Annotated in this window: 17 protein-coding genes and 1 pseudogene; 11 read left to right on the forward strand and 7 right to left on the reverse strand. The window is 61.8% G+C overall.

Annotated features, from left to right (window positions below):
* Positions 1-35 precede the first annotated feature (35 nt).
* Positions 36-2,375: a glycoside hydrolase family 3 N-terminal domain-containing protein gene (locus R9J51_RS23080; RefSeq protein ID WP_432788103.1), complete on the reverse strand. Its 2,340-nt coding sequence runs from the start codon at positions 2,373-2,375 to the stop codon at positions 36-38.
* 260 nt (positions 2,376-2,635) lie between these two features.
* Here R9J51_RS23080 and R9J51_RS23085 point away from each other — a divergent pair, with 260 nt between their 5' ends.
* Positions 2,636-4,105, forward strand: coding sequence for an NAD-dependent succinate-semialdehyde dehydrogenase (locus R9J51_RS23085; protein WP_179506791.1), 1,470 nt, complete (start codon positions 2,636-2,638; stop codon positions 4,103-4,105).
* Between the two features lie 267 nt (positions 4,106-4,372).
* Positions 4,373-6,814: a TonB-dependent receptor gene (locus R9J51_RS23090; protein ID WP_179506792.1), complete on the forward strand. Its 2,442-nt coding sequence runs from the start codon at positions 4,373-4,375 to the stop codon at positions 6,812-6,814.
* Between the two features lie 169 nt (positions 6,815-6,983).
* Here R9J51_RS23090 and R9J51_RS23095 read toward each other — a convergent pair whose 3' ends face one another.
* The 3 genes from R9J51_RS23095 to R9J51_RS23105 form a co-directional block, all read right to left on the reverse strand.
* Positions 6,984-8,084 carry an aldose epimerase family protein gene (locus R9J51_RS23095; RefSeq protein ID WP_432788084.1) on the reverse strand — a complete coding sequence of 367 codons (1,101 nt, stop codon included), beginning with the start codon at positions 8,082-8,084 and terminating at the stop codon, positions 6,984-6,986.
* An 11-nt stretch (positions 8,085-8,095) separates the two neighbouring features.
* A complete protein-coding gene (locus tag R9J51_RS23100; RefSeq protein WP_218843830.1) occupies positions 8,096-9,511 on the reverse strand; it encodes a sugar porter family MFS transporter in 1,416 nt (471 codons plus the stop codon).
* A gap of 63 nt (positions 9,512-9,574) precedes the next feature.
* On the reverse strand, positions 9,575-10,633 hold the full coding sequence (locus R9J51_RS23105) for a LacI family DNA-binding transcriptional regulator (protein ID WP_179506794.1): 1,059 nt from the start codon (positions 10,631-10,633) through the stop codon (positions 9,575-9,577).
* 184 nt (positions 10,634-10,817) lie between these two features.
* Here R9J51_RS23105 and xylB point away from each other — a divergent pair, with 184 nt between their 5' ends.
* The 4 genes and pseudogenes from xylB (at position 10,818) to R9J51_RS23125 (ending at position 15,376) form a co-directional block, all read left to right on the forward strand.
* Positions 10,818-12,266 carry a xylulokinase gene (xylB, locus tag R9J51_RS23110; protein WP_179506795.1) on the forward strand — a complete coding sequence of 483 codons (1,449 nt, stop codon included), beginning with the start codon at positions 10,818-10,820 and terminating at the stop codon, positions 12,264-12,266.
* A gap of 5 nt (positions 12,267-12,271) precedes the next feature.
* Entirely contained in the window at positions 12,272-13,585 is a 1,314-nt protein-coding gene (xylA, locus tag R9J51_RS23115; protein ID WP_179506796.1) for a xylose isomerase, read from the forward strand.
* A 107-nt stretch (positions 13,586-13,692) separates the two neighbouring features.
* A pseudogene (locus R9J51_RS23120) lies at positions 13,693-14,171 on the forward strand (transposase); the annotation flags it as partial.
* Between the two features lie 350 nt (positions 14,172-14,521).
* Entirely contained in the window at positions 14,522-15,376 is an 855-nt protein-coding gene (locus R9J51_RS23125; RefSeq protein ID WP_179506797.1) for a lytic transglycosylase domain-containing protein, read from the forward strand.
* On the opposite strand, the gene R9J51_RS23130 is transcribed toward R9J51_RS23125, so the two are convergent.
* The 3 genes from R9J51_RS23130 to R9J51_RS23140 all read right to left on the reverse strand — a co-directional run bounded on the left by R9J51_RS23130 (position 15,356) and on the right by R9J51_RS23140 (position 16,693).
* The gene (locus R9J51_RS23130; RefSeq protein ID WP_179506798.1) at positions 15,356-15,631 is read right to left on the reverse strand and encodes a hypothetical protein; all 276 of its coding nucleotides are present in this window, start codon (positions 15,629-15,631) and stop codon (positions 15,356-15,358) included. The two genes, R9J51_RS23125 and R9J51_RS23130, sit on opposite strands and share 21 nt — an antisense overlap.
* 147 nt (positions 15,632-15,778) lie before the next feature.
* Positions 15,779-16,273 carry a hypothetical protein gene (locus tag R9J51_RS23135; protein ID WP_179563136.1) on the reverse strand — a complete coding sequence of 165 codons (495 nt, stop codon included), beginning with the start codon at positions 16,271-16,273 and terminating at the stop codon, positions 15,779-15,781.
* Between the two features lie 45 nt (positions 16,274-16,318).
* A complete protein-coding gene (locus tag R9J51_RS23140) occupies positions 16,319-16,693 on the reverse strand; it encodes a hypothetical protein (RefSeq protein WP_179506800.1) in 375 nt (124 codons plus the stop codon).
* A gap of 422 nt (positions 16,694-17,115) precedes the next feature.
* On the opposite strand from R9J51_RS23140, the gene R9J51_RS23145 reads away from it, so the two are divergent.
* The 5 genes from R9J51_RS23145 (at position 17,116) to R9J51_RS23165 (ending at position 20,397) form a co-directional block, all read left to right on the forward strand.
* The gene (locus R9J51_RS23145) at positions 17,116-17,367 is read left to right on the forward strand and encodes a hypothetical protein (RefSeq protein ID WP_432788106.1); all 252 of its coding nucleotides are present in this window, start codon (positions 17,116-17,118) and stop codon (positions 17,365-17,367) included.
* Between the two features lie 85 nt (positions 17,368-17,452).
* Entirely contained in the window at positions 17,453-17,737 is a 285-nt protein-coding gene (traL, locus tag R9J51_RS23150) for a type IV conjugative transfer system protein TraL (protein WP_147161338.1), read from the forward strand.
* A gap of 1 nt (position 17,738) precedes the next feature.
* On the forward strand, positions 17,739-18,302 hold the full coding sequence (locus R9J51_RS23155; RefSeq protein ID WP_179506802.1) for a type IV conjugative transfer system protein TraE: 564 nt from the start codon (positions 17,739-17,741) through the stop codon (positions 18,300-18,302).
* Positions 18,299-19,099, forward strand: a complete 801-nt coding sequence (locus R9J51_RS23160; protein ID WP_179506803.1) for a type-F conjugative transfer system secretin TraK — start codon at positions 18,299-18,301, stop codon at positions 19,097-19,099. Before R9J51_RS23155 ends, R9J51_RS23160 begins: the two co-directional genes overlap by 4 nt.
* 5 nt (positions 19,100-19,104) lie before the next feature.
* Positions 19,105-20,397 carry a TrbI/VirB10 family protein gene (locus R9J51_RS23165; protein WP_179506804.1) on the forward strand — a complete coding sequence of 431 codons (1,293 nt, stop codon included), beginning with the start codon at positions 19,105-19,107 and terminating at the stop codon, positions 20,395-20,397.
* Positions 20,398-20,403: the final 6 nt, after the last annotated feature.

Below are 20,403 nucleotides of genomic sequence, written 5' to 3' on the forward strand. Positions count from 1 at the left end.
GGCCTGCAAGGTGGGGTGGCGACTTCGCTTACACATCACGATACAGTCAACTGGGCGGATTTCAGGTCGGCCGAACTGTTGCCCGTGTGGACGGCGAATTCGCCCGGCTCCACCCGCCACTGCATATCGATATCCCAGAACGCCAGATCATCCGGCCCCAGCGCAAAAGAGACAGTCCGGCGTTCGCCCGGTTGCAGCGTGATCCGCTCGAACCCTTTCAGCTCCAGAACGGGCCGCGGAACCGAGCTCACCAGATCATGGATGTATAGCTGCACGACTTCGTCGCCCGCGCGGGTTCCGGTGTTTGCAACATCAACTTCAACGTTGAAATTGTCCGATGGCGCAATGGTGCTCCTCGAAAGGCGGGGCGGCGAGCACTCGAAGCGCGTGTAGCTCAGGCCAAATCCGAACGGGAAGAGCGGCTTGTGCTCACCTTCAACGTATCGGTTTACCTCGGCCGTGGCCTGATGATCATAGCTGATCGGGATATCGCCGACTGCGCGCGGGAATGTGACGGCAAGTTTGCCGCCGGGGTTCGCCTTGCCGAAAATGATGTCGGCAATTGCATGGCCTCCCTCCTGGCCCAGATACCATCCTTCGATCAGGGCATTGGCTCTCTCGGCCAGTGTGTTGACAGTCAGGGCCCGGCCATTGAGCAACAGCGCGATGATCGGCTTGCCGGTTTGGAGCATGGCCTCCACCAGCGCATTCTGGTCACCAAACAGGTCGAGCGTGTTGCGATCGCCGGGCGCGTTTGCCATGATCGCCTCGCGCGTGATTTCGGGCCGGTCACCCAGAACAAGCAGCACCATGTCGGATCGCTTGGCCAGCGATACCGCCTCGGCAATCCTCGCCGCATTGGCTGCCGGGTCTTCCGGCACCGGCATCGCAAAGATCTCGCCAGCCGGATCGGGCTTCAGGATGCGGACACCCTCGTGGTACGCGATTTCAATCCTTTCGCCAGCAGCCGCTCGCAGGCCATCCAGTACGCCCACGGATTTGCTGTTTGTGCCGGAATACCCGCCGAACATGGGCTCGTTCGCGTTCGGCCCGATGACCGCAAGTCGCATCGCCGCCTTGGGATCGAGCGGCAGAACGCCATCGTTCCTGAGCAGGACGACCGCCTTTTGCGCGGCAAGCCGCGCAAGCCGGATGTCGGCAGCGGTGTTGGTGGCGCGCGCCGCCATCTTCGGATCGACATACGGCGTTTCAAACAGGCCCGCTTCGAATTTCAATCGCAGCACATGGCCCACCGCCTCATCAATGCGCGCTTCCGATACGCGGCCGCTTCGAACCTGCATTGCAAGGTGGGCGTAGGCTGTTCCATCGGGCAATTCGGCGTCAATACCCGCGTTGATCGCGATCACCGCCGCGTCTTCATCGTTGGCGGCCATGTGATGCTGGGAAGCGAGATTCGTCACTGCCATATAGTCACTGAAATAGGCGCCCTTGAAGCCCAGACGCCCGCGCCCGGTCTTGATCAGCAGTTCCTTGTTGGCATGGGCCGGAACACCGGCGACCAGATTGTAGGACGGCATGACAATGGCGGGATCGGCATCGCGGATCACATGCTCGAATGGCAAGAGGTAGGTTGAGCGCAAGGTCCGCTCCCCGACCTCGAAAGGCGCAATGTTCAGCCCCGCAGCGGGCGTGCCATGAATGAAATGCTTCAGCGTGGCATAGACCCTGTCCCGCGCGATCGGGCGCTTGCGGCCTTGCAAGCCGAACACGGCTGCCTTGCCCATCTCCGCGACATGGCGGGGGTCTTCTCCGAAAAATTCCTCCACCCGGCCGAACCTTGGATCGCGCGCCAGATCGATCACCGGGCACAATGCAACATGCGCCCCGCGCAATCGGGCCTCGCGCGCCGCCACGGTAAACACCTGTTCGACCAGTTGGCGATCCCATGTGCTGCCAAGTGCTGGCGGGCTCGGGAAGATCGTGGCTTCCGACGCCATGAGGCCGTGTGCGGCTTCCTCGTGAAATAGTGTTGGGATGCCAAGGCGGGTCTGCTCGACATGGAAGCGCTGGATATCGTTGGCGACCGACATGGCCGATTCCGGAGACCGGAACATCACCTTGCCAAACTTGCTCGTGCCGGCCCAGTCTCCCGGGCGGGCGATCTGGCCAATGCCGAATTCAATTGCCTTCTTTGCCTTGGCGGGCAGCAGCGTGCCATCGCCGCCCAGTATCTCGCTCTTCCCGAACCACAGGCTGCGTAACTGGGCGATTTTCTCATCCAGCGTCATACGGCTCACAAGGTCTTTGACGCGGGCTTCAATCGGGGCAGCGGGATCGCGGTAGAGTTCCCGCGATAGAGCCAGTGCGGGGCCTGCCGCCATCACGCCGGAGAGGCATGTGCCGATCTTCAGCAATCCGCGCCTTGAAATGCCCATCTGATTTCCCTCTTCCCTCTCCGCTCCTTGCGCTCAGGCAAGGGCGATCTTGTCGCTCGCCACCAACGGCTGTCGTCTATCAAACAGCCTGCCGCATCGAACTGCAATTTATTTATCATGGTAATTTTATTCGGGCAAGGTAAGCGGCCTTCTGCGGCGTCTTTGCAGGCGCCGACTGGACATGGGGTGCGGCCCACGGCCAGCTCGTCACCCGTCATTCGAACGAGAGCAAATCAGCGATGCCCTTGAACCTTAAACTTGAAGATCCCACCCTGCTTGCAAGCGATGCCTTTATCGGCGGAGGCTGGCATCAGGCAGCATCAGGGGGCCGTTTCCCGGTCTCGAATCCGGCAACCGGTGCGATCGTGGCGGAGGTGGCGGATCTCTCTGGCGAGGAAGTGCGGCAGGCTATCGCCGCCGCAGCCCAGGCGCTGCCCGCATGGCGGGGGCGGTTGGCGAAGGAGAGGTCGGCGATCCTGCGCACCTGGCACGATCTGATCGTTGCGAACGCGGACGATCTCGCGCGCATTCTGGCGGCCGAGCAGGGCAAGCCGTTTGGCGAGGCGCTCAAGGAAATCGCCTATGGCGCGACCTTCATCGAATGGTTCGCCGAGGAAGCCAAGCGGATCTATGGGGATGTTGTGCCAACGCACATGCCGGGTCGGCAGATCCTTACGGTGAAAGAGCCTGTTGGCGTGGTCGCGGCGATCACACCGTGGAATTTCCCCAATGCGATGATCACCCGCAAAGTCGCGCCTGCTCTGGCTGCTGGCTGCACGGTCGTGCTCAAACCTTCCGAAGAAACGCCGCTGTCCGCACTTGCTCTGGCGGTTCTGGCGGTGCGCGCGGGCGTCCCAGCCGGTGTGCTGAACGTAGTGACCGGGACCCATGCTGCGGCCATCGGGGCGCAACTTACCGGCAGTCCCCTGGTGCGCAAGTTCACGTTCACCGGATCAACCCGTGTTGGCAAACTGCTGCTCGCGCAGTGCGCTTCGACGGTCAAGAAAACCTCGCTGGAGCTTGGCGGCAATGCTCCGCTGATCGTGTTCGACGACGCAAACCTCGATCTTGCGATCGAGGCCGCTCTGGCGTCCAAGTTTCGCAATGCCGGGCAGACCTGCGTGTGTTCGAACCGCATTCTGGTGCAGGATACGATCTACGATGAATTCGCTGACTGCCTCGTCCGTCGTGTAGCGCAGTTGCAGGTAGGTGCCGCGCACGATGCGGGTGTTGAAGTCGGTCCGCTCATCAACCGGCAAGCTGCCCAAAGAGTCCTGCGCCTCATCGCCGGTGCCATAGAGGAAGGGGCAAGCCTGGCGGTGGGCGGTACGCTCCACCCTGCTGGCGCAAACTTCATCACGCCCGCCGTGCTGCTGGATGTGGACATGGGAATGGAAATCAGCCGGGAGGAAATCTTTGGCCCGGTTGCCACGCTGTTCCGGTTTCGCAGCGAGGAGGAAGCCATCGCGATGGCGAACGCAACCGAATATGGCCTTGCCGCCTACTTCTTCACGCGCAATCTCGCCCGGTCGATGCGGGTTTCTGCTGCACTGGAATACGGCATGGTGGGGATCAACGAAGGGATCATCTCGACCGAAATCGCGCCGTTTGGAGGAATCAAGGAATCCGGCCTGGGGCGCGAGGGTTCCAAGTACGGCATCGAAGACTATCTCGAGATCAAATACATTCTGGTTGGTCCGGGGGAATGAGGCAGCGGTAACGCCTATCCCGAACAGGCCTGGTGCAGGCGCTGGCCCCGCTCGCCTGAGTTGCGATCCGCCAATCCTGCAACCGGTTATCACAATAAGCATCTTGCGGTAACTTATCGTGATAACTACAATACCCCTGTGCCGAGTGTGCATTGCGCAAGCACAGGCGGGTTCGAAACGAACGTTCGGGTCTCTGGGCGCAGCGCCCAAACCAGTGCGGATCAGCAAATCCGACAAAGGCCCGATAATAGGGAAGGGAGAGAGAAAATGCATAAAATGACGAGCAAGGTGGCTTTGGTCAGTGCGCTTCTGGCAGGCGCAATGCCCTTGTTGACCGCACCGGCGCTGGCGCAGGAAACTGCTGAAAAGCAGGCGAGCGCAGGTCTTGAAGAAATCGTCGTTACCGCGCGAAAGAAGTCGGAGAATCTGCAATCGACCCCGGTTACGGTTTCAGCCTTCACCGAAACAGCGCTTTCCAACCGCGGCATCGTGAACAACGCTGATATCGCCAATTTCACACCTAACGTGGTGTTTGACACCTCATCGAGCTTTGCCGGTGCGGACACATTTCAGGCGTTCGTTCGCGGCGTAGGGCAGAGCGATTTTGCCTTGAACACCGATCCCGGCGTCGGGCTCTATGTTGATGGCGTCTATATCGCGCGCGCGCCAGGTGCGGTTCTCGAACTGCTTGATATCGACCGGGTTGAAGTGCTCAAGGGCCCCCAGGGCACGCTGTTCGGGCGCAATTCGATCGGCGGCGCGGTCAACGTGATCACCAGCACGCCCGGCAGGAACTTTGGCTTCAAGGGCGAAGCCACCTTCGGCCAGCGCAACCGGATGGAGGCGCGCGGCGTCATCAATGCCCCGCTTGGTGAGAACATCGCCGCCAGCTTTGCTTTCGACATCGGCAAGCGCGATGGCTATCAGCAGCGTATCGCATTTCCTGGTGGCACCGGCCTTGGCGGCGGCGGCACGCCGCTCGATCAGCTACTCGTATCGGACAAGAATGCAGGCGGAAAGCCCGGCGCGAAATCGGGTGGAACCCTTCGCGGCAAGCTCTACTGGACACCCAGCGACCGGCTTACCGTCACGATCGCAGGGGACTATTCCTCGCGGCGCGATGCAGCCAATCCCACCACCCTGGTCGAGGTTAATCCCAATTCCGGCCTCGGCGGTCTCTACAACGCCTGCATCGCCGGCGCCCCAATCCCTTTGTGCGCGACCACGCCCTTTCTTCCTGCTGGCGCCAATGCGAACGGCGCACGCCCCGACCTCCAGTATACCGGCCAATTCATCACCGGAAACATCGACACCACATACGCGACCGGAGCGAACTTCTCGAACATCGACAGCGGCGGTGTCTCGGCAACGCTGGAGTACAAGGCCACCGATTCCATCAGCATCAAGTCCATTTCGGCCTACCGTCAGCTGAGCGGCCGATTTGGTCTGGACCTCGATGGCTCACCTTTGGTGTTCGACCAGACGTCATTTGTCATGAAGACCAAGCAGTACAGCCAGGAATTGCAGCTCAACGCCAAGCTCGGCTCGCTCGTGGATCTAACCGCTGGCGCCTTCTACTTCTATGAAGACGGCTTCCAGTCGGACAATGTCCCAATTGCTGGCGGCTTGATTCAGGCAGCGGGCGGTTTTGATCACGACACGCGGTCCTATGCGCTGTTCGGCGAAGGCAATATCCATATCACGCCCAAATTGACGGCGCAGTTCGGTATCCGGTACAATCAGGACCGGAAGACGCTGTTTCTGAACCAGCAGAACCTCAACACCGCGTTCTCGACCTTTGGCCTGAACCTGGCCGATCTGCCCCGCCCCAGCGACCCCCGGTTTCTTGATACGGGCCAGCGCAGGAGCAAGGATTTCAACAACACGTCGATCCGTGCCGGCCTGAACTATCAGGTCAACGACGATGTCTTCGTGTATACGACGTACTCGCAAGGTTTCAAATCGGGTGGCTTCACCACGCGTCTGACGACGTTCTTCAGCCCGGCGCTGATCGCGGCTGCGAATCCGAACGACCCCAACGTTCTGCGTAGCCTCGAATTTGGGGAAGAAACCTCCAACAACATCGAGGTCGGGTTCAAATCAAAGTTCCTCGATAACCGCGTGAGGTTCAACGTCGCTGCGTTCTTTAACAAGTACAACAACATCCAGATTGTTGTGCAGCGCGGCGTCAGCCCGTCAAACGAAAATGTGGCAAGTGCGCAGATCAACGGTGTCGAAGCAGAACTCGAAGCTTTGCCAGCAGACTGGCTCTCGCTGACTGCGACCTTGGGCTATCTCGACGCGCACTATTCATCGTTCGATCCGGCAACGGCACCTTTGCTTGTGAACCGCTTCGGACAAAAAATCACCAAGGCGACGAGGCTGCAAAATGCGCCAAAGTGGACCGCCAGCCTTGCCGCAAATGCGAAGATTTCCTCGGCCCTGTCGTTCAATGTCAACGGATCGTACAGCGGCAGGGTGGAGAACGATGTGTTCAACACGGCGCAGATTTCACAGTCGCCGTTTGTCCTGATGAATTCATCGGTCTTCTATCAGAATGCAGACGGCTGGAGCCTGCGTGTCGGCGTCGAGAATCTGACCAACAAGCGCATCATCGTGTCCGGCTTCGAGGCGGGCGCTCTTCCCTTCACGACAGCCTCCTACAACCGGCCGCGTGAATGGTATGCGACGGTCGGCGTCAAGTTCTGAGGCAGAAACGAGGCCGGTAAGCGGGCGGCAAACTCATGGTTCGCCGCCTGTTCGAACGGCACATCCTTGAGAGGGGGCGGGGCTTCGTCGTCGTGACGAAGGCAGCCCCAGCCCCTCAAAGGCCAACCTCTTGGAGCCTGATTCGAAACTCACGTTTCGGATCAGGCTCTCAAAGAATCACCGGGTTCGCGCGCTGTGGCGCGCCTGCTGAAAGGCGATAGATCATCGTGTGAAGATAGGTCTGGCCAGGATCGAGCCGGGCCGAGCCGAACGCCGGGCGATTGGGCGTATCGGGAAATCTTTGCGGTTCAAGCGCGATGCCGTCACCCATGCGATAGAGTTGACCGGCCTTGCCAAGAATTCGCCCGTCATAGGCATTGCCCGTGTATAGTTGTAGGCCCGGTTCGGTGGTCAGCACCTCCAGCTTTCGGCCCGATCCCGGGTCTTCCAGCACGGCAGCCAATTGCGGCTCGGCAGTGGTGCCCTTGTCTAGCACGAAGTTGTGATCATAGCCGCGTCCGATGACGATCTGCGGATCGCGACCGTCCCGAAGACCCTCAGCCAAAAGCCTGCCCCGGCGGAAATCAAACACTGTCCCATCAACCGGACGCAGTTCGCCCGTGGGTATGCAAGTTGGATCGACCGGAGTGAAGACCCCTGCGGGGATGGTCAGCCGGTGCAGCATCGCCCCTTGCAGCGCGCCTGCTCCTGCCAGATTGAACAGCGCGTGGTTTGTCAGGGCAATCACCGTAGGCTGCGTGGTTGTGGCACGCATGGCGATGGTGAGGTCGCCAACCTGGTCAAGCGCGTACGTGACCGCTGCCTGCACAGTGCCGGGAAATCCGCCCTCGCCATCTGGGCTTGCATGCGTGAGAGTGACCGCGCCCGTCTCGCCCTGAATGATGGCGGCGATGTCCCACACCGCCTGATCGAAGCCTGCATGACCTCCATGCAAGGTGTTCTGGCCATCGTTTCGGGACAGCCGGTAAGCAAGGCCGTCGATCGTGAACGTCCCCCCGGCTATGCGGTTGGCATATGGGCCGATCGTGCTGCCAAGGAATGCGCGGTTCTGCTCGTAACCCTCGACACTGTCATGGCCGAGAACGATATCGGCCAGACCGCCATCGGCATCAGGTGCGATCAGCGCCTGCAGCGTGGCTCCATACGTCAGGATACGCGCGGAAACGCCGCTGGCATTGGTCAAGGTAACCGCCTCGATCGGCGTGCCGTCGGCGAGCTTGCCTGCCGCTTCGCGCCGGACGTCGATCACCCCCGCGCACCTCAGCCCTGCATGGCCTCAAGCTCGATGCCTCTGGTCTCTTGCACAAAGCGGCGCACGAACAGGAACGAGAGCAAGGCGAAGGCGGTGTAGGCACCGTAGGTTACCGGCAGGCCGATATTCTTCGAGAGCCACGGAAAGCTGGAACTGACAGCAAAGTTGGCGATCCATTGTGCGGCACCCGCCACCGCCAGCGCCGAACCGCGCATCTGGTTGGGGAACATTTCACCCAGCATGACCCACATGACCGGGCCCCAGCTGAGATTGAAGAACACCACATAGGCATTGGCGGCAATCAAGGCGATCGTGCCAATGCCTGCGGGCAGCAGCAGGTGGCCATCGGCAAAGCTGGCCTGTGCAAAGCACCACGACAGAGTGCCCAAGGTAGCCGTCATGCCCAGCGAACCGATGAGCAGCAGCGGACGACGGCCGAGGCGATCAATCAGCAGGATCGAGACGATGCAGGCCAGAATCGAGACCGCGCCGGAAAGAATATTGATCTTGAGCGCGTCCGCCTCGCTGAACCCCACCGCCTGCCACAGCACCGCGCCATAGTAGAACACGATGTTGATGCCGACGAGTTGCTGGAACACGGCAAGCCCGATGCCCACCCACACGATCGGCCGCCAGGCCCAGGAGGAACTGGCTCCCGCTTTGCGAATGTCGGCCAGGCTCGGAGCATGGTCGGCAGTGAGCGATGCGGTAATCTCGGCCAGCTTGGCTTTTGCGGCGCTCGCCCCAAGCAGCCGGATCAGCACTTGCTCCGCTTCATCGTGGCGCCCTTTGGCGACCAGAAAGCGGGGGCTTTCGGGAATGAGCAGCAGTGTCACCAAAAACAGCAGTGCAGGCGCGGCTTGCACCCAGAACATCCAGCGCCACGCCGGGAATCCGCCCCAGAAAACCCCGAGCGATGAACCGGCTGCCTGCGCAAGATAGTAGTTGGCCAGAAACGCGCCGGTCAGGCCGGAAATGATCATCACCTGCTGCGCGCTCGACAGCCGGCCCCGGATATGCGCCGGGGTGACTTCGCTGATATAGGCGGGTGAAAGCACACTCGCCGCACCAACTGCGGCCCCGGCCAGGAAGCGGGCCACGGCCAGCACCAGCGCCGAATGCGCCGCGCCTGATCCCAGCGCACTCAGGATAAACAGCATGGCGGCCAGCATCATCACTTTGCGGCGACCGAACACGTCGGCAAAGCGCCCGGCCATGAATGCGCCCAAAGCACAGCCGGGCAGGAGCGCGCTGACTGTCAGGCCGAGTGCGGTGTCAGTGAGGCCGAAGGTTTGCCGCAAGCCTTCCTGCGTGCCGTTGATCGCGCCCGAGTCATAGCCGAACATGAACCCGCCGATGGTGGCCACAGCCACGATCAGACAGATGAATGTCAGGTTGCCCTGCTTGCCGGTGCTTGTCGCCATCTCATCCCGCCCCATGCGTCATGGTTTTGTGAGCGCTACCATGCCTCAGGTGTTTGAGGAGCGTCAAGAGCGCGGCGGTTGCCCGTCAGAGGCGCGGTGCACGAGGCAATAGTCCAGCGCGACGTGCTGGACTGCATCCGTCCGTGCGGCAGAGCGGCTGCGCACCGTCTCGGCCAGCAGTGTGGTCGCCTGCCGTGCCATGGCGGCAACCGGCTGATGGATCGTGGTGATCTCGGGCCAGACGGTGGTTGCCATAGCGTTATCATCGAACCCGCATACAGAAAGATCGCCGGGCACATCCAGCCGGTGTCGATGCGCCACGGCAATGGCCGCGGCGGCCATGTCATCGTTGCTGGCAAAGATCGCAGTGGGCCGCTCGGGGAGCGCCAGCAGGGCTTCGGTCGCGGCCAGACCCGAGCGATATGTAAACTCGCCCGGAGCGATCAGGGCCTCGTCTGGCGCCAGACCGGCCTCCTTGAGCGCCCGCTGATATCCGGCACAGCGCAAGGCGCTGGCCGTCTGGTTGGTGGCCCCCGCGATGAACCCGATCCGGCGATGGCCGCGTGCGATGAGGTGGTTGGTCATGGCATGGGCTGCCGCCTCATCATCAATCGTCAGGGCGTGGGCGAAACTGACCGGGCGACCAGTGGCAATCTGTGCAATGGGCAAACCGGCAGAGTTCAGCGCGGCCAGAAGCCGGGCATCGTCGCACAGAGGCGGCGGCACGAGCACGGCATCGACGCGGTGTCCCAACAGCCGCTGGACAAGATCGGCCGGGCGTTCGGCGATCTCGCAATGTTCCACCACGAGTTGCGCGTCGATCAGGCTGGCCTGCGCGAGGCTCCCCATCAGGAACGCGCTGAGATAGGCCGCGCTGGGGTTTGCATGGAGCAGTGCGATCCGGAGTTGTTGCCCGCCGGCCAGGCTGCGGGCCGCGGGATTGGGCACATAACCAAGAGCGGAAATCGCCGCGGCTACCTTTTCGCGTGTGGCAGGCAGCACATTGGGCTCGCAATTGATCACGCGGCTAACCGTCATCGGCGAAACCCCGGCATGGCGGGCGACGTCGGCCACGGTCGGCCCGCGCGTGCCGAATCGAGGTTTGCGTCTCTGCTTGTCCATGGCTCTCTCCGCCTAGAACCGGAGCCTTGGCACGACAAGTGCAGGCGCGTGATTCAGGCGCGTGATTCAGGCGTGTGATTCAAGCGCTTGAAGCACACGCCTGAATCAAAGGATTGCCCACTTGCCAGTCGCCTGCTGGTAGCGCTACCGTGATGCATAGAAAGTGGCATGGGAGTGCGGTGCAGTGTTCATGGGCGTCGACGTCGGCACGTCCGGCGTGAAAGCGGTCATCGTTTCGGAAGCCGGAACGGTGGTGGCGCAGGCAACTGCGCCGCTCGCGGTCTCACGTCCTGCGCCGCTGTGGTCCGAACAGGATGCGGACGACTGGTGGGCGGCAACCGAGGCCGCCGTGCTGGCGCTCGATCCCGCACTCCGCGCCCGGGTGGAAGGCATCGGCCTTGCCGGGCAGATGCACGGGGCGACGCTGCTCGGCGCTGATGACCGGCCGCTGCGCCCTGCGATCCTGTGGAACGACGGCCGCAGCTTTGCCGAATGCACTGAACTGGAGCAGCGCGAGCCTGCCACACGCCGCATAACCGGCAATATCCCGATGCCCGGCTTCACCGCTCCCAAGCTGACGTGGGTGCGCAGGCATGAGCCGGCGATCTTCGCGCAAGTGCGCAGCGTGCTTCTGCCCAAGGATTATGTCCGGCTGCGCATGACCGGTGACAAGGCCAGCGACATGGCAGACAGCGCCGGAACACTATGGCTTGATGTGGCAGCGCGGCAGTGGAGCAATGCGATGCTTGGCGCCTGCGGGCTTTCGCAGCATCACATGCCCAAGCTGTTTGAGGGCACGCAAGCTACCGGCCGCTTGCGCCGCGAAGTTGCAGCCCGGTGGGGTATGGGAACGGTCCCCGTGGCGGCAGGCGGCAGCGACAACGCAGCCGGGGCGGTCGGCGTGGGCGTGATCGGCGATGGCGATGCGTTCCTTTCGCTTGGCACATCGGGGGTGATCTTTGTTGCCACCGGCGCGTTTCGGCCCAATCCGGCGCGCGCGGTCCATGCTTTTTGCCATGCGGTGCCGGGCATGTGGCACCAGATGAGCGTGCATCTTTCCGCCGCTTCGTGCATCGATTGGGCGGCAAGGCTGGCCGGTATCGACGGGCCCGCCGCGTTCTTCGCCTTAGCCGAACAGGCCGGACCAGCCGCCGGGCCGGAGCTGTTCCTGCCCTATCTTTCGGGCGAGCGCACGCCGCATAACGATCCGCATGTGCGCGGGGCTTTCCTTGGTCTTGGCAACGAGACCGATGCGGGCAAGCTGGCCGCCGCCGTGCTTGAAGGTGTGGCCTTTGCCCATGCCGACGGGCTGGACGCGCTGCGCGAAGCCGGGACCACAGTTTCGACGCTCTTGGTGATCGGCGGCGGCGCGCGATCAACCTATTGGGGGCGGATCATCGCCGCAGCGCTGGGCGTGGAGCTTGTCTACCTCGAAGGCGGCGAAGTCGGCCCTGCGCTGGGTGCAGCGCGGCTCGCGCAGATCGCGGTGACCGGTGCCAGCGTGGCCGAGGTCTGCGTTCGCCCGCCAATCAGCCACGTGATCGCACCCGATCCCATGCTTGCCGAAGCGCTGGCCCCCAAGCTGGCCCGCTTCCGCGCCGCCTATCCCCTCATTTCCCAAATCCAGGAGTAAGCCCCATGTCAGCAGACTATTTCGCGCCGTTCGACACCATCCGCTACGAAGGCCCCGAAAGCGTCAACGATCTCGCCTATCGCTGGTATGACAAGGACCGCGTGGTTCTGGGCAAGCGCATGGAGGATCATCTGCGCGTGGCCGTGTGCTTCTGGCACACGTTCTGCTGGCCGGGCAGTGATGTGTTCGGCGCAGGCACCTTCAGCCGTCCGTGGCATGCCGGGCCCAATGATGCCGTGGCCGCGCGGGCCAAGCGCGAGGCAGCGCTGGCCTTCGTCGAAAAGCTCGATGTGCCCTACTATTGCTTCCACGATGTCGACGTGATGGCAGATGCCGAGGACGTCGGCGCATTTCGCTCCAGCTTTGCCGAGGCGGTCGATCATCTCGAAGCCCTTCAGGCGCAGCATGGCCGCAAGCTGCTGTGGGGCACGGCCAACCTGTTTGGCCACCCGCGCTATATGGCGGGCGACGCCACCAATCCCGATCCCGAAGTCTATGCCCGGGCCGCGCTGCAAGTGCGCGATGCGCTGGAGGCCACACATCGCCTTGGCGGCGCAAACTACGTGCTGTGGGGCGGGCGCGAGGGCTATGACACCATTCTTAACACCGACATCGGCATCGAACTGGAGAACTTCGGCCGGTTCCTCAGCCTCGTGGTCGAGCACAAGCACAAGATCGGCTTTTCCGGCACGATCCTGATCGAACCCAAGCCGCACGAGCCGACCAAGCACCAATACGATTTCGACACGCAGACCGTTTATGGCTTCCTCAAGCGCTTCGGACTGGAAAACGAGGTCCGCGTCAACATCGAGGCCAACCACGCCACGCTGGGCGGCCACACGTTCGAGCACGAGATCGCCGTGGCCCGCGCGCTGGGCATCTTCGGTTCGATCGATGCCAATCGCGGCGATCACCAGAATGGCTGGGACACCGACCAGTTCCCCAACTCGGTCGAGGAACTGACCTTGGCCATGCTGGAAATCATCCGAGCAGGCGGTTTCACGACAGGCGGCTTCAATTTCGACGCGAAAGTGCGCCGCCAGAGCATCGACGCTGCCGACCTGTTCCATGGCCATATCGGCGGGATCGACACCATCGCCCATGCGCTGATCAAGGCAGAGGCCATCACCGCCGATGGTCAGGTCGATGCTTTTCGCAAAGCACGTTACGCCGGATGGGATGGCGAATTGGGTCAGGCGATCCATGCACCGGGCGCTTCGCTTGCCTCGGTTGCAGATCTGGCAATCAGCCGCGATCTTAAGCCGCAGCCCAAGTCAGGCCGCCAGGAATGGCTGGAGAACTTGTTCAACCGCTTTTAGCCCGTCTTATTCACTGCGGAGGGCATGCAGGGTTGGCGGGAGTGGCATAAGCCTATGATCTGAGTTGGGAACTGGGTGTCTAAGCCGAACCTGCCGCTGGGCAAAAAATGCTACAGGCCACACCCGCCATGAACGACGATATCGCAAACCCCAGTCCGATTCTCAGCGGTGCGCAGCAGGACAGTCTCAACCGTGTTTGACGATGTCGACTGACCTCGGACGGCAGCGTCCTGCTACTGGCACAGGCCGAGCGCACAATGGGCATCTGCCGTCGGCTTGCGGCTTGCATTGCCGACCCTCATGATCCAGGCGGGACGATCCACGCGCTGCCCGACATGTTGCGCGCCCGGATGTTCGCGATCGCTTGCGGCTAGGAGGAGGCTTGCGATCTCGATGGCCTGCGCGATGAGCCAGGTCCCGCCTGGCGCTGGACAAGCTGCCGGGTTGAGGTGCCGGGCTTGCGAGCCAACCGACCATGAGCCGCTCGGAGAATGCCCCAACCACGCGCAAACTGGCGAAGGCGATGGTTGCGATCATCGACATCTACTGCACCAGCTATCCCGCGACGCCGCCGGCGGTTACGCTGTACGACGCACTCGGCCAGACCGAGAACTTGATCAAGCGCCAGAAGACCCAACTCGCCAGCGATCCTCCGCCCACGCCACCAGCCTGCGCCCACGCAGTCAGCGCGACAGTGTCACCGAAAGCCAGAGCCCTCATCAAAGCCATTGGTTCTGCGACAGTGAAAACGCCGTCGTAGACGCTCACCCAGGTCAAGCCGCCAACGGCATGCCGAGCCCAGAACTAGCCAGAGCGGCGGGCTCATGAATGATGCGGGCTAGAGAGTTTGTGGGCAAAGCAGCCAACACTTGCCCTAGGATTGCACACAGACTAGCGTTGATCTGCGGTTCCCAAGCCATGCCGAAAGGTGTGGTTATGAAATTCTACCTCAGCACAGCGCTTGTCGCGCTCAGTTCTCAAGCCAGCGCTCAAGAGGCTAAACTTCAAGACTTCTCTCGCAGCACATATTCCGAATTCGCGCTCCTCGTGCCAGGAGTGGCTGCCAAAAGCCCGACCGCACAGCCGGAGGCCAAGCAGCCCGTTCCCGGGAGTGAGGCGACTTCTTTTACGGCAGAGGCCAACACCCCTGTCAGTTCCGCGACGCCATTGTTCTACATCCCGTCATGGATGAGACGCGGAAGCCCTGCCGTGTTTCCCACGCGGGTGAACGCATCGATCCTCGGGCCAGATCCCGATTGCCTCTCTGGAGGCTACTTTCCGCGCTATGACCTGTCCGAGTTGGCCCAATCGCGGCGCCGTCTCTATTTCCGCCGCGTCGCTGCAGCCGCCTGCGAAGCCGGAGTTCCAGTTCGACTGTTTGACGCGCTCGTTGCTCATGAAAGCCGCTACCAGCCTTTTGCGCGCAGTCCTGCCGGGGCGATGGGCATGGCACAGCTGATGCCGGGGACTGCAAGCTATCTTGGCGTTTCAGATCCTTGGGACCCTGTCGAAAACCTCCGGGGGGGAGCGCGTTACCTGCGGGAGCAGCTCGATCGGTATGGCTCGTGGCATCTTGCTTTGGCTGCGTACAATGCGGGTCCGGGCAACGTCGACAAGCATGGCGGAATTCCGCCCTTCACCGAGACCCGCAGCTATGTTCGAACCATTCTTGCCTCTCTTGGCGGGAGCGGCGCAGCGCCCGTCTCATTTGCACGGCTCGGAGGCGAGAACCCGTTCAGAGCGGTGCGTCTTCTTGCCTTCGCTGGAGGATCAGATGTCCCAGAAAACTGAGAAGCCGATACTGGAGGCATAGTACAGGCTGATGGCCAGAATCACCGGTGTGCCGGTGAGATAGTTGGCTTGCCAGCGCAGCCATAGCTTCGGAATTAGCAATGCCTTGTCGAGCGTGCTGGCGCGAGGCGGAGCCCATCGGCCAGTTCGCCAGTCATTGAGGGTCACGATGGTCGAAAGTGCGGCGCAGATCAGTGCCATGATCCCGACCGCAATATAGAGCGATGTCCAGGCAATCAGCGCTTCTTGCTTCACCGTCAGACGTATCCCCGATCTTTGAGCAGATTGCCGCTCTAAAAGAGCTTCGCGGCCATCATGCTCCGAGTCACGTTACCATATCATCGACGGGTCGGCGAAGCTCCTACTACTGGGGCGTGCTCGGCGGGCGCAGCTTTTGCTGGGTCAGCCGAAAGAGCGATCAAAGAGCGCAGGATCCTGTCGCCGCGCCTCCAGCGCTGCGTGATGCCTTACAATGGCGCTGGATGTGCGCTGCGCTATGCCGTGGCATAAGGCTTCGCGAATGGGCTCGAAAGTCCCATTGCATGCGGCCATCTCCTCGGAGAGCTGGAGCGCAAGGGCAATGGCGAGATGGGCAGATGTTTCGCAGCAGGGGTCCTCATAAGACTCCGGGCTGACAAAGCAGTGGACGGCGATCGCAGCTCTGACAGGATCGATGGCAAGCCTTTCGTTGAGTCGGTTAAACTCGGCCGTCGACATACTGCCATCAGCGATGCGCTCGAACAGGCCACTGCGGTGGCTGCTCTTGATGATCCCCTCATCCACAAGCCGACGCAGACTGACCCCCTGCCGGCTCATCTGGTCCCTGATCAAATCGGCGTACTCAGCTTGCAACTGATGACAGCTCTTCCGCTGGTTTGGGTGCGCCCCCTGACCCATCCTTGCCTCCGTCAATTCTCCCTATGCAGTTGCATGATGTGAATTCTAAAAGGCGGCTTTGGCAAGAGAAATTTGGCGCTGGCTAATGGCAAGCGCGCAGAAGACTACCGTCTCACGTACGCCGCACTGGTCGCCTGTGACCTCTGCGAGTCGGGCTTTGAGGGCGTCGAATTCCGCATTCAGGGCACCGCTCAATCTTAGATAAATCCTGACCCGCCCGTCGCACGGCCGGTGTCGGTTGAATGCTGCGATCAATTCCTGATTGGATAAATCCGGCGCGCGGATCACATCCGTGATCACGTCCCTAAGGCGCTGGAATTTCAGTTTTTCTATGGTCAGCCACTTGATGGCCTCGGCAATGATCGCGAATGCCTCCTTACTCACCAGCAGTTCGTGGACGACCTCCTTTTCGCTGGCCATTGCGTCTCCTCCCGCCATTGTTCGCTACTGATCGGGGCCCCTTGGCGTTGGTTCCAGATCTCCTCGCCGAGCCGCTGCAACGATTCGGACCAGTGGTTTGAAAAACAGATCCACGTGGTCATGGATTCAGGACCACGTGGTATTACCAGCATGCCACCCTGGTCATGAATCCATGACCACGTGGTGCCAAAAATCGACCCACCCGGTATCAAAAACCGGACCACCCGGCATCAAAAACAGTGATTCGCGGGCTTCTCCGACTTCGCCCTACACAACAGTGATTGAGAAAAGGTTTCGCCTGCGGCCCCTTTGGTGACGACGCCCTGCGTCATTTGGTCAACCAGAAGGGGAAGACAATGAAGGTCCACGATCTCAAGCAGGCAGGAGGGACGCTCGCCGTCGCCTTTGCTGCCGCCACCGCCATGAGCATCTTCGGTATCGAAGCGGCCATGGCCGGCACCGATGCCACGTTCAATACGGCGCTCACGCGGTTCACTGGCTTCCTTCAGGGGTCGGGCGGACGGATCATCACCGTGTTGTCGCTCGCGGGCGGCATCGTCGCCATGGCCAGCGGGCGTTTCTCGCTCGGCCAGGTCGCGATCCCCGTCGGCGTCGGGGTCGGTGCTGGGACCGGCGTGCCGATCGTCACTTCCACAGTCACGGCGACGATCTGAGCGAGAGCACGGATCAACGCGAACGGGGGCGCTGCTCCATCACCCGCACGGGAATAGCAGCAAACCTTTCTGGCGGAGACGATCTTTGGACAAGTATTCAATTCCAAAGCATCTCGACGATCCCGAACTGATCGGGTTCTGGTCGCTTGATGAATTCCTTGTGCTGGTGATCCCGTTCACCTGGGGAATTCTCGCGCAGCATGTCGTCATAGGCCTGTTTCTGGCCGTTGCTGCATGGCTTGGGTACCGCAAACTCAAAGCTGGGCGATCGATGTATTGGGTCCTGCATTTTGCCTATTGGCATCTGCCGGGCGAATTCTTCGGTCTGAAGGTCGCTCCGCCTTCCCACTTACGTGTGATGGCGGGCTGACATGGAACTTTCATTCGCACACGAGGCTTCGCAGCGGACGCTCAAGCAGCGCAACATTCTGGCTCTAACCTGCATCGTTCTCGGTGCTCTGGTGCTGGTGATGTTCGCCGCCGCAACGACGCGAGACCGGGAGGTTGTCCTCCAGCCCATTCTTCCCAGCGAAATGGTGCTGAGCTCAGCGGCGGTGAGCCCCGAATATCTCGAGGCTGTGACCCGCGACACTGCGCAGCTCGCGCTCAATCGGTCGCCTGAGAACCTGCAGTATTGGCTCGATGGCCTCATTGCGATTGCCGCCCCGGAGGCGCGGGGCCCGCTCAAGGCCAACCTTCTCAAGATCATCGATGAGCAGCAGGACTCGCAGGTCACTCAGTTCATCACGATCGACTGGATCCGCACGGACCCCGAGAACCTGACCAGTCAGGTCGGCGGCGTGCTCCACACGATCGTCGGTTCGCGCGACGTCCGCCGCGAGCACAAGATCTTCGAATTCCATTGGCAGCACACCGGCGTCTCGCTCCGCCTCAAGGGCTTTGGCGTGGTCGTCAAGAAGGAGCAGGAACAATGAACCCGATTGTGCCTTCGTTGCTGATTGCAACCGGCAGCGTCCTGGCCTCCCGTCTCGATTGCCAGCTCCTGCGCCTGTGCGGGGTCGTTATGGTCGGTGGCGCGCTCGCTTTGACCGCCGTCCCGGCTCTGGCCGACGAGCATATTCTCGCAGCCGACAATGGCGAGGTGCGCTGCAAGGCGTCGAAGTCGGACCTTACTCGCATTTCGCTCAAGGATGACCAGTTCGTCTCGGTCTCGCGTGTCCAGACGGGTGTTCCGCAGGAAGACTTCTCGATCGTGCATGAGCCGACCCGCGGGGACATCTATCTCTCCGTTCCGGACGGCTATTCCAAGCGCAAGATCTCCTTCTTCGGGACCACGCGCCGAGGCTTCGTCTACAAGTTCGACTGCGAAGTGTCGGGCGAAGCGGCGCTTCAGGTCTTCGTAGCCAATGCCGATCTCGAAAATCCTCAGGGTGCGCTGCAATCCATGGAGGCATCTGCAACGCTCGATGATCGTGCGGTCTCGCTCGTCCGGGCCATGTTCGAGCAGCGCCGCATCGCAGGTTTCGAGATCAGCGATGCTGCTCGCGCTCCCGTCAATGTCGGCGATCTCAAGGTCCAGCTGGTCAGCGAATATCGCAGCCCCACCATGACCGGGAAGGTCCTGCGTATCGAGAACAACGGTGCTGAGCCGATGACGCTCAAGGAAGAGATCATCGCCGGAGACGGTGCCATCGCAGTCAGCATTTCCAATCCCAACCTCGCCAGCGGCCGGGCCACCGCCGCTTACGTCGTCGTTCCCTCAGGAGGGTAAGTCAGATGGAATTCCTCAAGCGCAAACCCAAGGACCTCGATGCAAGCGAGGCTGAGGAACATGACACCCTCGATGCGACCGGTGCCATTGCCGAGAACTCACTGACCCAGAAGCGCCAAAAGATGCTCATGTTCGGTCTTGCCGGCGTGATTGCAGTGGCAGGGGCAATGTACGTCCTCGACACCGAAGAGACCATCGAGGAGGCAACGGAGAAAGGGGCCAAGACAACCGTCTCGACCGATGCACTCCTGAACCGGCAGCGCGTCGATCAGGAATGGGTCGCCATGTACGAGGGCGAGATGAACTCGACCGACGTGCGCCTCAAGGGTCTTGAGGCGCAGGGCGCCCAGTTCGCCCAGATGCAATCGGAGATCGAGGCGCTGCGCGGCGAGAATGCGGCCATGGCCCGTGACGGCCAGCGTGTCCTTGAAGCCTATGAGCGCGAAAACGAGCAGCTGCGACAGCAGGTCCAGCGGGGCAATGGGCGCCCCACCGCACCAGGACCTGTGGCAGCGGCCCGCGAGATGGGCGTGCCGGCGCCGCAGGAGGCAGGAGCCTCAGAAGCACCGCCCGTGCGCCGCGGGAGCGACGTCCAGATGGTGTCGTTCACATCCGCGAGCGGTACTGCTTCGCGCATCGATCCGACAAAGTCGCCCGCCGTTTATACGGACTCGCCCAACTATCTGCCCCCGAATTCGATCGCCAAGGCAACGGTGGTGGTGGGCGTTGATGCAACGACCAACACGCGCAGCCAGAGCGATCCGCTCCCCGTCCTCCTCCGGATTACCGGGCCAGCGCGCTCGGTCTATGGGGATGGGAAGCTGCTCGCCACCCGGGTGCAGGGCTGCATGGTCAACGGCGCAGCCTACGGGGACCTCTCCTCGGAGAAGGTCTATGTGAAACTACAGCGCATGACCTGCGCACAGCCGGGCGGCCGCTTCGCGGTATCGGAGGTCAAGGGGTTCATCGCGTTCGGCGGCAAAGTGGGCGTGCGCGGCCGCGTTGTCAGCCGCGAAGGCTCACTGACCACCCAGGCCTTCTTGGCGGGTCTCGTGAGCGGCGTCGGTAACGCGCTCAATGAAGGGTTCAATCAGCCGATCATCGCAGGCGATGGACGTCAGACTCCGGGTGCCGGCGAAATCGGGCTGCGCGCCCTGGGCGGTGGCGGCCAACAGGCCGGCATGACGGTCTCCGAATATCTCATCGAGCGCGCCGAGCAATATCAGCCGGTTGTCGAAATGCCCACCGGGGCAGCGGTCGAGGTCGTCTTCCTCGACGGCACCTTCATCAGAAACTGAGGGGAT

This window comes from Novosphingobium rhizosphaerae, from assembly GCF_050920675.1.
GTDB classification, from domain to species: Bacteria; Pseudomonadota; Alphaproteobacteria; order Sphingomonadales; family Sphingomonadaceae; genus Novosphingobium; species Novosphingobium rhizosphaerae.